Here is a 13,226-nt window from a genome sequence, read left to right as displayed (position 1 = left end):
GCATCCGGCGTCAGCGCCGGACCACCAGCGGTCCCGGAAGGCTGTGCAGGTAGGCGGCGATGTCGGCCATGTCCTGGTCCGACAGCGGCTGGGCCATGCCGGCCATGATCGCGTTGTTGCGGCCGTTGATCGCCTTGCCGCCGCGCTTGTACGTCACCAGCGCATGGGCCAGGTAGTCGGCGTGCTGGCCGGCCAGCTTCGGGTAGCTGGGGTCGATCGGGGTCTTGTAGTCGGCGCCGTGGCAGGACGCGCAATTGTATTTCTTGGCCAGTGCGGCGCCGTTGGCGACGTCGCCGGAAGCGGCCAGGGCATCCAGGGACAGCGCGCCGGCGGCCAGCGCCAGGATCAATCGTTTCATGGTCTCCTCCGCGTCTTCTTATTTGGGGCTGGCGGCCGTCTGCTGCGCGTAGTACGCGGCGATGTCGGCGATGTCCTGGTCCGACAGGCTGGCGGCGATGCCCTGCATGGACGGATGCCGGCGGTCGCCTTTTTTATAGGCATTGAGCGCGGCTTCGATGTACTTGGCGGACTGGCCGCCGATCATGGGGACCTGGTAGACCTCGGGGAAGGTGGCCTTGTAGCCGGGGATGCCGTGGCAGCCGATGCACTGCTCGATCTTGTTCGGCGCCGCCTTCGGGTTGGCGACGATGTCCGCCGCGCCCGCTGGCAGGGCAATGGCCAGCACGAGTACTGCTAACGATATTTTCATGGTTGGCAATCGTGAGGTTGTTCGAATACCGCAAAACACAAAAAACTTAGCATTTGTACTACGACTGGCCGATTCTATATGAGAAATAGAGCTCAGTCTACAAACCATGGCCCCCTGCTTTCGGCTGTCGTTCTGGCATATACTCGATGACATTTTCATACCGGACAACGCGCCCATGAATGCCCCACGACGCTTCGAAGGCAGCGACAACTATGTCGCCACCGATGACCTGAAACTGGCGGTCAACGCCGCCCTCACCCTCGCCAGGCCGTTGCTGATCAAGGGCGAGCCCGGCACCGGCAAGACCATGCTGGCCGAAGAGGTCGCCGCCGCGCTCGACATGCCGCTGCTGCAATGGCACGTCAAGTCGACCACCAAGGCCCAGCAGGGCCTGTACGAATACGACGCCGTCTCGCGCCTGCGCGATTCGCAACTCGGCGACGAGCGCGTGCGCGACATCCACAACTACATCGTCAAAGGCGTGCTGTGGCAGGCGTTCACGGCGCCCGAGCCCGTCGTCCTGCTGATCGACGAGATCGACAAGGCCGACATCGAATTCCCCAACGACCTGCTGCGCGAACTCGATCGCATGGAGTTCTACGTCTACGAGACGCGCGAGCTGGTCGTGGCCAAGCACCGCCCGCTGGTCATCATCACGTCCAACAACGAGAAGGACTTGCCCGACGCCTTCCTGCGCCGCTGCTTCTTCCACTACATCCAGTTCCCGGACAAGGAGACGATGGCCGACATCGTGCGCGTCCACTTCCCGCACCTGAAGCAGGACCTGCTCGCCAGCGCCCTGCAGAGCTTCTACGAGCTGCGCGACGTGCCGGGGCTGAAGAAGAAGCCGTCGACCTCGGAATTCCTCGACTGGCTGAAACTCCTGCTGGCCGAGGACATCCCGCCCGAAGCCCTGCGCAGCCAGGATGCGAAGACCATCGTGCCGCCGCTGCACGGCGCCCTGCTGAAGAACGAGCAGGACGTCGGCCTGTTCGAACGCCTGGTGGCGATGGCGAGGCACAACCGATGATACGGGTCGAGCCGGTCACGCTGGAGTTCAACGGCATCCGCCTGGAACCGCTGGCGCCGCACCACGCGGACGGCCTGCGCGCCGCCGCCTGCGACGGCCAGCTGTGGAAGCTGCGCGTGACCTCGGTGCCCGAGCCGGACGACGTCGCCGCCTATATCGGCCGCGCGCTCGAGATGCCGGACCGCCTGGCCTTCGCCGTCGTCGACGTGTCCAGCGATGCCGTCATCGGCACCACCAGCTACCACGACATCCTGCCCCAGGTGGACCGCGTCGAGATCGGCTGGACCTGGTATGCCAAAAGCCGCCAGCGCAGCCACGTCAACACGAGCTGCAAGCTCCTGCTGCTGTCGCATGCGTTCGACACGCTGGGCTGCGGCGTGGTCGGCCTGCGCACGGACATCTTCAACCACGCCTCGCAGGCGGCGATCGAGCGCCTGGGCGCGAAGAAGGACGGCGTCATCCGCCACAACGCGCTGCGCCGCGACGGCACGGTGCGCGACACCGTCATGTACAGCATCCTGCGCGGCGAGTGGCCCGCGATCAAGGCGCAGCTGCACTACCGGCTGAGCCTTCACGCGGCAGAGCGGGACTGACATGCTGATCGACTTCTTCTTCGCCCTGCGCACGGCGAAAGTGCCCGTCACCATCCGCGAATTCCTGACGTTGCTGGAAGCGCTGGAAAAGCAGGTGATCGCGCCCTCGCTCGACGCGTTCTACTATCTCGCGCGCCTGACGCTGGTGAAGGACGAAGCCCATTTCGACAAGTTCGACCGTGCCTTCGGCGCCTACTTCAAGGGCATCGAGGCCGTGTTCGACGACAAGGCGGCGATTCCGCTGGACTGGCTGGTCAAGCGCCTGGAACGCGAGCTGACGCCGGAGCAAAAGGCGGCCCTGCAGAAGTTCGGCTACGACAAGCTGATGGACCGCCTGCGCCAGCTGCTGCAAGAGCAGAAGGAGCGCCACGAAGGCGGCAATAAATGGATCGGCACGGGCGGCACCTCGCCGTTCGGCCACGGCGGCACGAATCCCGAGGGCATCCGCATCGGCGGACAGGGAGGAAACCGCTCGGCGGTAAAAGTGTGGGACCAGCGCAGCTACCGCGACTACGACGGCGACCGCGAGCTGGGCATCCGCAACGTCAAGGTCGCGCTACGCCGCCTGCGCCGCTTCGCCCGCCACGGCGCCGCCGACGAACTGGCGCTGGACGACACGATCCGCTCCACCGCCAACAATGCCGGCTGGCTCGACATCCGCATGCAGCCGGAGCGCAAGAACCGCATCAAGGTGCTGATGCTGCTGGACGTGGGCGGCAGCATGGACGACCACGTCGAACGCACGGAGGAACTGTTCTCGGCCGCGAAGAGCGAGTTCAAGCACATGGACTTCTTCTACTTCCACAACTGCGTCTACGACTACCTGTGGAAGAACAACCGCCGCCGCCACGCCGAGCGCTTCCCGACCTGGGACGTGCTGCGCACCTATCCGCCCGACACGCGCCTGATCTTCGTCGGCGACGCCACCATGAGCCCCTACGAGATCGTGGCCCCGCACGGCTCGGTCGAGTACGACAACGCCGAGCCGGGCGGCGAATGGCTGGCGCGCTTCTGCGCGGCGTTCCCGAAATGCGCGTGGCTCAATCCGGAGCCGGAACACCTGTGGCAGTACCGCCAGTCGATCGCCATCGTGCGCCAGATCGTGGGCGAGCGCATGTTTCCGGTGACGATGGATGGGCTCGAAAGGGCGATGCGTTTATTGAGCAAATGAATACACCGTCGCCCCTGCGAAGGCAGGTGCCCAATTTCTGCTGGCGTTTTCACACCGCCGGCAAAATTGGGTCCCTGCCTTCGCAGGGACGACGGTCTTGACGCTCGACTCACTTACCCCGCGCCGCGATCACCCCGCGCACGACGACGAGGCCGACCACGTCGATCCACAAGTGCACCAGCACCGCCGCCAGCAAGCCCACATGATCGAACACGAGGCCCAGCAGCACGCTGCAGCCGAAGATGCCGGCCACCTGCGACAGCGTGGCGCCGTCCAGCTTGCGGAAGCGGTAGACGGGAATGTGGGTGACGAGGAACAGCAGCGACACGATCCACACGCCCAGCCAGGGCTGCAGCGCCGCGCGGAACAGCATTTCCTCGCCGACGGCGGCGGCGATGCTGATCCATAAAGGATTCAAGCCGCGCAGGTCCAGGCGGGAATAGCTCTCGACCGTGCGCGCCGTCGAGGCCGACTTCGCCGTCAGGCGATACAGCAGGTAGGAGGCGACGGCGGCGACCAGCGCCAGCCCCTGCCCCACGAGGACCTGCCACAGCAGCGGCATCCTGCCGGCGATGGCGGCGCGCGGATCGGCCTGCATCATGATGATCGGCGCCGCGACCAGGCACAATCCAAGGCAGGTCAGCAGCTGTGCGCCCAGGCGGATCTGCGGATGCGTGCCGGCGGCGGCGGGAGGGGTCGATGCGGGTGTGCTCATGTCGATGGGTTGGCATTTCTGAATTGAAATTTATACCATGCCAGCGCCGAGAATGGCAGTACTTCCTGGACAGCACTTCCTCTCTTCCTACACGCAATCGTGCGATAAATATCCTCTTGTAGGATTTGCACGACTGCACCGCGGCGTCCCCTGCGTGTCTTATTGGAGATCCCATGACGGAATACCTGGCCATCCTGAGCAGCCTCGCCTGGCCCTTCTCGATCACGGTGGCCTGGCTGGTCGGCGAATTCGGACAACGCTGGACCGGCCTGCCGCGCATCAGCTTCTATGGCCTGGCGGGCTTCCTGCTGGCCGCGCCCCAGATCGGCGTGCTGCCGCGGCCCGATGCGGGCGCCGCGCTGCTGCTCGCCGACGTCGCCTTCGGCCTCGTCCTGTTCGAGCTCGGCTACCGCATCAACCTGCGCTGGCTGCGCACCAATCCGTGGATCGGCGCGGCCGGGCTCACGGAATCGCTGCTGACCTTCGGCGCCGTGCTGTTCGTCGCGCGCGCGTTCGGCGCCCCCGACATCAATGCGCTGATGCTGGCCTCGCTGTCGATGGCGACCTCGCCCGCCACGCTGGTGCGCGTGATCAACGAGCAGCGCAGCTCGGGCCAGGTGACGGAGCGGGCGCTGCACCTGTGCGCGCTCAATTGCGTGCTGGCCGTGTTCGCCTTCAACGCCAGCGTCGGCCTGTGGATCTTCCGCACCTTCGAGGACGTCGGCGACGCATTGTGGAACAGCCTCGTCGTGCTGGCGGTGTCCGCGTTCACGGGCGCCGTGTTCGGCCTGGTCGTGCCGGCCCTGCTGCGCGCGCTCGGCAAGATGGCCCAGGATGGCACGGCCGCGTTCGCGCTGGCCGTCATCCTGCTGGTGTCGATCACGTTCACGCTGGGGCTGTCCCCCGTGGTCGCGGCGCTCGCCTTCGGCCTGACGGCACGCCACCGCCGCGTCGCCTTCAGCCAGACGCAGCGCAACTTCGGGGCGCTGGGCGAGCTGCTGACCGTCGTGCTGTTCGTGTTCGCCGCCTCCACCCTCGACTGGCAGAAGGTCTGGGCCGGCGGCGCGCTGGCCATCGCGCTGGTGGCCGCACGCCTGGCGGCCAAGACGCTGGGCGTGATGGCGTTCGCCCACCTGTCCGGCATCTCGTGGCGCAAGGGCGCGCTGACGGGCGTGTCGCTGGTGCCCCTGTCGGTGTTCGTGATCCTCCTGATCGAGCATGCGCGCCTGGCCGGCGTGCAGGTGGTCGAGGAATTGCGCGCCGTCGCCGCCGTCACCATGCTGCTCGAGGTGTTCGGCCCCATCCTCCTGCAACGCGCGCTCGTGTGGGCGCGCGAAGCGCCCGCCAATCCGGAGCAGGAACATGCCGCTTGACGCCTTCCGCACCTCGCAGCCGCTGACCTTCGGGGTCGAGCTGGAACTGCAACTGGTCGGCCTGTCCGACTTCGACCTGACGCCGGCCAGCGTCGATTTGCTGCACCTGCTGCGGCGCAAGCCCTTCCCCGGCAACGTCACGCCCGAGATCACGGAGAGCATGATCGAGATTAATTCGAGCGTGCACACGGCCTACCGGCCCCTGCTGGCCGAACTGCTCGACATCCGCGACACGCTGGTGGCGGCCAGCGACGTGCTCAATATCGGCATCGCCGGCGGCGGCACGCATCCGTTCCAGCACTGGTCCGAGCAGCGCATCTCGTCCAAGCAGCGCTACCAGGAACTATCGGCGCTGTACGGCTACCTGGCCAAGCAGTTCACCGTGTTCGGCCAGCACGTGCACATCGGCTGCGCCGACGGCGACGACGCGCTGTACCTGCTGCACGCGCTGTCGCGCTACATCCCGCACTTCATCGCGCTGTCGGCCTCGTCGCCGTTCGTGCAGGGCCACGACAGCGGCTTCGATTCGGCGCGCCTGAATTCCGTGTTCGCCTTCCCGATGAGCGGACGGGCGCCGTTCACGCTGCGCTGGGACGAGTTCGCGAACGTCTACTTCGCCAAGATGGAGCGCACCAACATCATCCACAGCATGAAGGATTTCTACTGGGACCTGCGCCCCAAGCCGGAATTCGGCACCATCGAACTGCGCGTGTGCGACACGCCGCTGACGGTGGAACGGGCGGCGGCGCTGGCCGCCTACCTGCAGGCGCTGTGCCGCCACCTGCTGGCACGCAAGGGCGACGTGGCCGAGGCGCCCGTCGAGGACGACTACCTCGTCTACAACTACAACCGCTTCCAGGCCAGCCGCTTCGGCCTGGACGGCGTCGTGACCCACCCCAAGACCTACGAGGCGATCCTGCTGCGCGACGACATCCTCGCCACGCTCGACCTGATGGAGCCGCACGCCCAGGCGCTGGGCAGCATCGACGCGCTGCTGCACCTGGCGTCGGCCGCCTCGGACGGCAACGACGCGGCGTTCCTGCGCGGCCAGTACGAGCGCCAGGGCAGCAGCGAAGGCATGGTCAACGCGGCGATCCGGCGCTTCCGCGGGGAGCGGCGCAAGGTCTGAATGAACTCAGGTCGCCAGTGCCGCCGGCTCCGTCTTGCGCGGCACGGGCCGCAGGATCCGCGCCAGCAGCGGGCGCCTGGGCACGGGCGCCGGCATGCCGCTGTCGACCAGGGCCGCCCACTTGGCGCTGAGCTGCTCGCAGGTGGCGCGCAGCACGGGGTCGGCGTCCGGCAGGCGCGCCAGCGCGTTCAGGTGGCGCTCGATGACGGACGCCAGCTTCACGCAAGGACCGTCGCCGCGGGCGCGTCCGCCGGCGCTGTTGACCGTATAGTGCGACATCAGGTGCAGCAGCGACGCCACCATCAGCATGTGCTGCGAGCCGCCCGCCGCCGGCGCGCGTAGTTGTTCGTCGAGGAAATCGTCGTCCATGGCACCTCCAAGTTCGTCCAGTGAGAATGATTCTCATTTAGATTATGAGACGGGTCGAACCGGAAGGCAAGCGGAATTCGGCAATGTTTTACCAGGATTCGTCGTCCCGGCGCAGGCGGGAACCCATACTGACTTTTCGAAGCTGGACCATCAATCATGGCGCAGCACTGTCGACAGACGGGTTCCTGAAGCTCGGCATGGGTCCCCGCCTGCGCGGGGGCGACGGATGCAAGCCGTACCGTTTGAACCTACAGCCGCGTCTCGCGCGCCGCGCGCAGGAATTCGTCGAGGATCGGCGTGCAGTCGAGCAGGTCGCCGCCGGTGGCACGGTGGAATTCCGGATGCCACTGCAGGCCCATCACGAACGGCGCGCGCTGGTAGCGGATCGCCTCGACGACGCCGTCCGGCTCCGACATGGCTTCGACATGGATGTCACGGCCGAGTTCCTTGACCGCCTGGTGGTGGATCGAATTCACGATGGCGCGGGGCGACTGCGGGAACATCTTGCCCAGGGTCGAGCCTTGCGGGAACACGATCGCATGGCGATGCGCGTCATAGATGTCGTGCACGTGCGGCTGCGAATCCGGCAGGTTGGTGGCGACGTCCTGGTACAGCGTGCCGCCGAAGGCGACGTTGATCAGCTGGCAGCCGCGGCAGATGCCCAGCACCGGCTTGCCGGCCTCGACGAACTCGTGCAGCAGCTCGAGCTCGTAGACGTCGCGCGCGCGGTCGCCGCTCCATTCGGGACGGGTCGGCGTTTCCGAATACGTCATCGGCGAGACGTCGGCGCCGCCCTGCAGCACGAGGCCGTCGAGGTGGCGCGCGTAGTGGCGCATCGTGATATTGCTCGGGTGAAGCAGGCCGTTGGTATTGACCGTCGGGACCATGAAGACGAGCACGTCGCGCGACATGACCCATTGCGCGATCGATTCTTCCAGGTATTGCAGGTTCTTGCTGCGCAGGCCGGTCGAGCCGGCTTCCGGGTGAAAAATGCGTGCCGAGACGCCGATGCGCAGCGTGCGCCGCATGAAGTCGCGGTGGAAGCGGTCGGTCAGCGCGCGCCAGCGCGAGCGCAGCACGCGTCCGGCCAGGTTCAGCGGGGTGTCGCCGCTGCGCAGGTAGCGCGAAGCATTGCCGCCGGCGCGGCGGTCGGGTATGCGCGGCGAACCCGACGGTCCTTCGAACGGAGGGCCCGCTTCGGTACCGGCCGGTTCGCGCTTATCATTGTCCTCTGTCATGATACGAATATATCTCCGGCATCGCCGCGCACGATTCGGATTTGTAAAAAATGTCGTTTTGGCACGATGAACGTGTGGCAAGTGTCGCTTTCCGGCTTGCGGCAGGCTGCCCCGCCCTCATATGCCGCATGATGCCAAGATGTTGAACATTAGCAATCTTCGCATCATTTCCCTTGCAATGTTGGGCCCAGCGAGCAAAAATACTGTATTTCCATACAGTTGTTCGCGCCCGGCTGCCGTGCCGGGGCGACCCTGGCGTCGCCTCGCGCCGTATTTGCAATCGCTTATTTGCCGCGCGACAAGATAGAATGCGCAGGCATTCGAATCGAATTACCTACAACACCAGCATGGCCACCAAGAAAAACGCAACCGACTACAGCGAATCATCCATCCGCGTCCTGAAAGGATTGGAACCCGTCAAGCAGCGTCCGGGCATGTACACCCGCACCGAGAATCCGCTGCACATCATCCAGGAAGTGATCGACAACGCCTCGGACGAGGCGCTGGGCGGCCATTGCAAGAACATCGCGGTGACGATGAACGGCGACGGTTCGATCACGGTCGAGGACGACGGCCGCGGCATCCCGGTGGGCATCCACCCGGAAGAAGGCGTGTCCACGGTCGAGATCGTGTTCACCCGCCTGCACGCCGGCGGCAAGTTCGACAAGGGTTCGGGCGGCGCCTACGCCTTCTCGGGCGGCCTGCACGGCGTGGGCGTGTCGGTCACCAATGCGCTGTCGAAGCGCCTGGAAATCACCGTCTGGCGCAAGGACGAGCAGGGCAACGGCGTCCACAACCTGGTCTTCGCCGACGGCGACGTGATCGAACCGCTGACCTCCGCACCGGCGGAACGCGGCGGCAAGAAGAATGGTACCCGCGTCACCGCCTGGCCGGACGGCAAGTACTTCGATTCCCCGAACATCCCGATGGCCGAGCTGCAGCGCCTGCTGCGCTCGAAGGCCGTGCTGCTGCCGGGCGTCACCGTCACCCTGACCAACGGCAAGACCGGCGACGTCCAGACCTGGCGCTATGACGAAGGCCTGCGCGGCTACCTGACCGAGGCGCTGGCGCAGACGAGCAATAACGGCCAGACCCTGATTCCCCTGTTCGAAGGCGCGCAGTACGCCGCGGCCGGCGACGAGGGCTTTGCCGAAGGCGAAGGCGCGGCCTGGGTCGTGGCCTGGACGGAAGAAGGCGCCGTCGTGCGCGAATCCTACGTCAACCTGATCCCGACCCCGAGCGGCGGCACCCACGAATCGGGCCTGCGCGACGGCCTGTTCGGCGCCGTCAAGAACTTCGTCGAGATGCACTCGCTGCTCCCCAAGGGCGTCAAGCTGCTGCCCGAGGACGTGTTCGCGCGCGTCTCGTTCGTGCTGTCGGCCAAGGTGCTGGACCCGCAGTTCCAGGGCCAGACCAAGGAGCGCCTGAACTCGCGCGATGCCGTGAAACTGGTGTCGACCTTCACCAAGCCGCCGCTCGAACTGTGGCTGAACCAGCACGTCGACTACGGCCGCAAGCTGGCCGAGCTCGTCATCAAGCAGGCGCAATCCCGCCTGCGCTCGCTGCAGAAGGTGGAGAAGAAGAAATCCTCGGGCGTAGCCGTGCTGCCGGGTAAATTGACCGATTGCGAATCGTCGGACATCACCCGCAACGAACTGTTCCTGGTGGAGGGCGATTCGGCGGGCGGTTCCGCCAAGATGGGCCGAGACAAGGAATTCCAGGCGATCCTGCCGCTGCGCGGCAAGGTGCTGAACACCTGGGAAACCGACCGCGACCGCCTGTTCGCCAACAACGAGATCCACGACATCGCCGTGGCGATCGGCGTCGACCCGCACGGCCAGGACGACAACCCGGACCTCTCCAATCTGCGCTACGGCAAGATCTGCATCCTGTCCGATGCGGACGTGGACGGCTCGCACATCCAGGTCCTGCTGCTGACCCTGTTCTTCAAGCACTTCCCTGCCCTGTTCAAGAACGGCCACATCTGCGTGGCGCGTCCGCCGCTGTACCGCGTCGACGTGCCTGCGCGCGGCAAGAAGCCGATCCAGAAGCTGTACGCGCTGGACGACGGCGAACTGATCGCCATCGAGGACAAGCTCAAGAAGGAAGGCCTGAAGGAAGGCAGCTGGAGCATCTCGCGCTTCAAGGGCCTGGGCGAGATGAACGCCGAGCAGCTGTGGGAAACCACGATGAACCCGGACACCCGCCGCCTGCTGCCGGTCGCCTTCGGCGACTACGGCCTGGCCGAATCGTCGGCGCGCTTCAACATGCTGATGGGCAAGGGCGAAGCGGCGGCACGCCGCGCGTGGCTGGAAGAGCACGGGAACGAGACGGAAGCGGATATCTAAGGAAATTGGGTCCCTGCCTTCGCAGGGACGACGGTCTTACGGCCAACTCATCAAGCACGTCGCCCCTGCGCAGGCAGGGGCCTAATGTCGTGTGAGCAGCCAAGGCACCCAGGAACGAACGAATAACATGACCCAAGCAAGCCTTTTCGAACAACAAAATCCCCCCTCAGGCGGCGATGGCGACGGCGGCGACATGCTGACCCTGTCCACCTTCGCCGAGCGCGCCTACCTGGACTACGCCGTCTCGGTCGTGAAGGGCCGCGCGCTGCCGGACGTCTCGGACGGCCAGAAGCCGGTGCAGCGCCGCATCCTGTACTCGATGAACGAACTGGGCCTGGGCCCGACCGCGAAGCCGCGCAAGTCCGCGACCGTGGTCGGCGACGTGCTCGGTAAACTCCACCCGCACGGCGACCAGTCGGTGTACGACGCGCTGGTGCGCATGGCCCAGGACTTCTCGCTGCGCTATCCGCTGATCGACGGCCAGGGCAACTTCGGCTCGCGCGACGGCGACGGCGCGGCGGCCATGCGTTACACGGAAGCGCGCCTGACACCCGTGTCGCGCCTGCTGCTGGACGAGATCGACATGGGCACCGTCGACTTCCAGCCGAACTACGACGGTTCCAGCGAAGAGCCGCGCATGCTGCCGGCGCGCCTGCCGATGCTGCTGCTGAACGGCGCTTCCGGCATCGCGGTCGGCATGGCCACCGAGATCCCGTCGCACAACCTGCGCGAAGTGGCCCAGGCGGCCGTCGCGATGATCCGCAATCCGAAGATCACCCACGCCGAGCTGATGACCCTGATCACGGGTCCGGACTATCCGGGCGGCGCGCAGATCATCACCCCGGCCTCGAACATCGCCGACATCTACGAATCGGGCCGCGGCTCGCTGAAGGTGCGCGCGCGCTGGACCATCGAGGAACTGGCGCGCGGCCAGTGGCAGCTGGTCGTGACCGAGCTGCCGCCGGGCACCTCGAGCCAGCGCGTGCAGGAAGAGATCGAGGAGATCACCAATCCGAAGATCAAGGTCGGCAAGAAGACCCTGCTGCCCGAGCAGCTGTCGCTGAAGCAGAACTTCCTGCTGGCGCTGGACACCATGCGCGACGAATCGGGCCGCGACGCGCCCGTGCGCCTCGTGTTCGAGCCGAAGTCGAAGAACCAGGACAAGACGGAATTCGCGCTGATGCTGCTGGCGCACACCTCGCTCGAAACCTCGGCGCCGATCAACCTGGTGATGATCGGCGGCGACGGCCGTCCGCGCCAGAAGGGGCTGTCCGAGATCCTGCAGGAATGGATCGACTTCCGCTTCGTCACCGTCCGCCGCCGCACCGAATTCAGGCTGGGCAAGGTCAACGACCGCATCCACATCCTGGAAGGCCGCGAGACCGTCCTGCTGAACATCGACGAAGTCATCGCCATCATCCGCAATTCGGACGATCCGAAGGCGGCGCTGATCGAGCGCTTCCGCCTGTCCGAGCGCCAGGCCGAGGACATCCTGGAAATCCGCCTGCGCCAGTTGGCGCGCCTGGAAGCGATCAAGATCCAGCAGGAGCTGTCCGAGCTGCGCAATGAAAAGGAAAAGCTCGAGGACATCCTCGAGAACCCGAATTCGATGAAGCGCCTGATCGTGCGCGAGATCGAGGCGGACGCCAAGCAGTACGGCGACGATCGCCGCACGCTGATCGAGGAAGCGCAGAAGGCCGTGGCCGAGCAGAAGGTCATCGACGAGCCGGTCACCGTCATCGTCTCGGAAAAAGGCTGGGTGCGCGCGCGCACCGGCATCGGCCACGACCCGGCCCAGTTCACCTTCAAGGCCGGCGACTCGCTGGGCCATGTCTTCGAGTGCCGGACCGTCGACACGCTGCTGTGCATCGGCGACAACGGCAAGGCCTATTCCGTCCCCGTCAACGCCCTGCCCGGCGCGCGCGGCGACGGCGTGCCCATCACGACGCTGGTCGACCTGTCGGGCGGCGGACGCATCCTGTACTACTACGCCGGCCCGGCCGACACGCGCCTGCTGCTGGCCACCACCGCCGGCTTCGGCTTCATCGCCAAGGCGGGCGACATGGCCACGCGCCTGAAGGGCGGCAAGTCCTTCATCACGCTGGACGACGGCGCCGTGCCGCTGGCCCCGCGCGTCGTCCCGGACAATGCCGGCGCGATCGCCTGCCTGTCCGAGAAGGGCCGCGTGCTGGTGTTCGGCATCGATGAAATGAAAGTGCTGACCAACGGCGGCCGTGGCGTCACGCTGATGGAGCTGGAGCCGAAGGAAACGCTGCTGGCGGCCCAGCCGATCAGCCCGAAGGGCGTGAACGTCATCGGCACCTGGGCCGGCGACAAGCCGCGTACCGTGGAGCTGTTCGCCTCCGGCCTGGAGCCGCACTTCGGCAAGCGCGCCAAGAAGGGCAAGCCGCTGTCGGCCAAGCTGAAGGCGAAGGATCTGGCGATGCGGCAGACCGACGCGGGCTGATCCGCGTGCATGGTGGGCACATGGTGCCCACCCTACGGTGCCGACGTAGATACCGTCTTGCCTGTCAAGCTGCGAAAGCGTAAT

Annotated in this window: 12 protein-coding genes; 7 read left to right on the top strand and 5 right to left on the bottom strand. The window is 66.0% G+C overall.

Annotation, left to right across the window (positions count from 1 at the left end; all coding sequences use genetic code 11):
* Positions 1 to 10: 10 nt before the first annotated feature.
* Together QPK32_RS18755 and QPK32_RS18750 are read right to left on the bottom strand one after the other, a co-directional pair.
* A complete protein-coding gene (locus QPK32_RS18755; protein ID WP_290414316.1) occupies positions 11 to 358 on the bottom strand; it encodes a cytochrome c in 348 nt (115 codons plus the stop codon).
* 18 nt (positions 359 to 376) lie between these two features.
* A complete protein-coding gene (locus QPK32_RS18750; protein WP_290414315.1) occupies positions 377 to 709 on the bottom strand; it encodes a c-type cytochrome in 333 nt (110 codons plus the stop codon).
* A 175-nt stretch (positions 710 to 884) separates the two neighbouring features.
* Here QPK32_RS18750 and QPK32_RS18745 point away from each other — a divergent pair, with 175 nt between their 5' ends.
* Genes QPK32_RS18745 through QPK32_RS18735 form a run of 3 tightly spaced genes read left to right on the top strand, consistent with a single transcriptional unit; the run spans position 885 to position 3,503 of the window.
* Positions 885 to 1,739, top strand: coding sequence for a MoxR family ATPase (locus QPK32_RS18745; RefSeq protein ID WP_290414314.1), 855 nt, complete (start codon positions 885 to 887; stop codon positions 1,737 to 1,739).
* Complete coding sequence (locus tag QPK32_RS18740; RefSeq protein WP_290414313.1) at positions 1,736 to 2,332, top strand: GNAT family N-acetyltransferase; 597 nt, start codon at positions 1,736 to 1,738, stop codon at positions 2,330 to 2,332. Before QPK32_RS18745 ends, QPK32_RS18740 begins: the two co-directional genes overlap by 4 nt.
* Position 2,333: 1 nt before the next feature.
* Positions 2,334 to 3,503 (top strand): VWA domain-containing protein, encoded by a 1,170-nt coding sequence (locus tag QPK32_RS18735; RefSeq protein WP_290414312.1) that lies wholly within the window; start codon positions 2,334 to 2,336, stop codon positions 3,501 to 3,503.
* A 109-nt stretch (positions 3,504 to 3,612) separates the two neighbouring features.
* Here the strand turns inward: QPK32_RS18735 and QPK32_RS18730 are convergent, their stop codons facing one another.
* Positions 3,613 to 4,218 carry a CPBP family intramembrane glutamic endopeptidase gene (locus QPK32_RS18730; protein WP_290414311.1) on the bottom strand — a complete coding sequence of 202 codons (606 nt, stop codon included), beginning with the start codon at positions 4,216 to 4,218 and terminating at the stop codon, positions 3,613 to 3,615.
* Positions 4,219 to 4,391: 173 nt separating this feature from the next.
* Here QPK32_RS18730 and QPK32_RS18725 point away from each other — a divergent pair, with 173 nt between their 5' ends.
* Entirely contained in the window at positions 4,392 to 5,591 is a 1,200-nt protein-coding gene (locus QPK32_RS18725; protein WP_290414310.1) for a cation:proton antiporter, read from the top strand.
* Complete coding sequence (locus tag QPK32_RS18720) at positions 5,581 to 6,720, top strand: YbdK family carboxylate-amine ligase (protein WP_290414309.1); 1,140 nt, start codon at positions 5,581 to 5,583, stop codon at positions 6,718 to 6,720. The genes QPK32_RS18725 and QPK32_RS18720 overlap by 11 nt, the downstream gene beginning before the upstream one ends.
* 6 nt (positions 6,721 to 6,726) lie before the next feature.
* Here QPK32_RS18720 and QPK32_RS18715 read toward each other — a convergent pair whose 3' ends face one another.
* Together QPK32_RS18715 and QPK32_RS18710 are read right to left on the bottom strand one after the other, a co-directional pair.
* Positions 6,727 to 7,089: a hypothetical protein gene (locus tag QPK32_RS18715; RefSeq protein WP_290414308.1), complete on the bottom strand. Its 363-nt coding sequence runs from the start codon at positions 7,087 to 7,089 to the stop codon at positions 6,727 to 6,729.
* Positions 7,090 to 7,337: 248 nt separating this feature from the next.
* The gene (locus QPK32_RS18710) at positions 7,338 to 8,327 is read right to left on the bottom strand and encodes a gamma-glutamyl-gamma-aminobutyrate hydrolase family protein (protein WP_290414307.1); all 990 of its coding nucleotides are present in this window, start codon (positions 8,325 to 8,327) and stop codon (positions 7,338 to 7,340) included.
* A gap of 347 nt (positions 8,328 to 8,674) precedes the next feature.
* On the opposite strand from QPK32_RS18710, the gene QPK32_RS18705 reads away from it, so the two are divergent.
* Together QPK32_RS18705 and parC are read left to right on the top strand one after the other, a co-directional pair.
* Positions 8,675 to 10,675, top strand: coding sequence for a DNA topoisomerase IV subunit B (locus QPK32_RS18705; protein WP_290414306.1), 2,001 nt, complete (start codon positions 8,675 to 8,677; stop codon positions 10,673 to 10,675).
* A 127-nt stretch (positions 10,676 to 10,802) separates the two neighbouring features.
* Positions 10,803 to 13,142 (top strand): DNA topoisomerase IV subunit A, encoded by a 2,340-nt coding sequence (parC, locus tag QPK32_RS18700; protein WP_290414305.1) that lies wholly within the window; start codon positions 10,803 to 10,805, stop codon positions 13,140 to 13,142.
* The last annotated feature ends 84 nt before the right edge of the window (positions 13,143 to 13,226 follow it).

Source organism: Massilia sp. YIM B02763 (genome assembly GCF_030412015.1).
Taxonomy (GTDB): domain Bacteria; phylum Pseudomonadota; class Gammaproteobacteria; order Burkholderiales; family Burkholderiaceae_D; genus Telluria.
This window is presented reverse-complemented; position numbering and strand designations above follow the sequence as displayed.

What these genes read in the sequence shown, in the direction of transcription:
- QPK32_RS18750 (WP_290414315.1), bottom strand. Translation starts at nt 709, where the DNA reads ATGAAAATATCGTTAGCAGTACTCGTGCTGGCCATTGCCCTGCCAGCG.
- QPK32_RS18740 (WP_290414313.1), top strand. Translation starts at nt 1,736, where the DNA reads ATGATACGGGTCGAGCCGGTCACGCTGGAGTTCAACGGCATCCGCCTG.
- QPK32_RS18730 (WP_290414311.1), bottom strand. Translation starts at nt 4,218, where the DNA reads ATGAGCACACCCGCATCGACCCCTCCCGCCGCCGCCGGCACGCATCCG.
- QPK32_RS18755 (WP_290414316.1), bottom strand. Translation starts at nt 358, where the DNA reads ATGAAACGATTGATCCTGGCGCTGGCCGCCGGCGCGCTGTCCCTGGAT.
- QPK32_RS18745 (WP_290414314.1), top strand. Translation starts at nt 885, where the DNA reads ATGAATGCCCCACGACGCTTCGAAGGCAGCGACAACTATGTCGCCACC.
- parC (WP_290414305.1), top strand. Translation starts at nt 10,803, where the DNA reads ATGACCCAAGCAAGCCTTTTCGAACAACAAAATCCCCCCTCAGGCGGC.
- QPK32_RS18725 (WP_290414310.1), top strand. Translation starts at nt 4,392, where the DNA reads ATGACGGAATACCTGGCCATCCTGAGCAGCCTCGCCTGGCCCTTCTCG.
- QPK32_RS18735 (WP_290414312.1), top strand. Translation starts at nt 2,334, where the DNA reads ATGCTGATCGACTTCTTCTTCGCCCTGCGCACGGCGAAAGTGCCCGTC.
- QPK32_RS18720 (WP_290414309.1), top strand. Translation starts at nt 5,581, where the DNA reads ATGCCGCTTGACGCCTTCCGCACCTCGCAGCCGCTGACCTTCGGGGTC.
- QPK32_RS18715 (WP_290414308.1), bottom strand. Translation starts at nt 7,089, where the DNA reads ATGGACGACGATTTCCTCGACGAACAACTACGCGCGCCGGCGGCGGGC.
- QPK32_RS18710 (WP_290414307.1), bottom strand. Translation starts at nt 8,327, where the DNA reads ATGACAGAGGACAATGATAAGCGCGAACCGGCCGGTACCGAAGCGGGC.
- QPK32_RS18705 (WP_290414306.1), top strand. Translation starts at nt 8,675, where the DNA reads ATGGCCACCAAGAAAAACGCAACCGACTACAGCGAATCATCCATCCGC.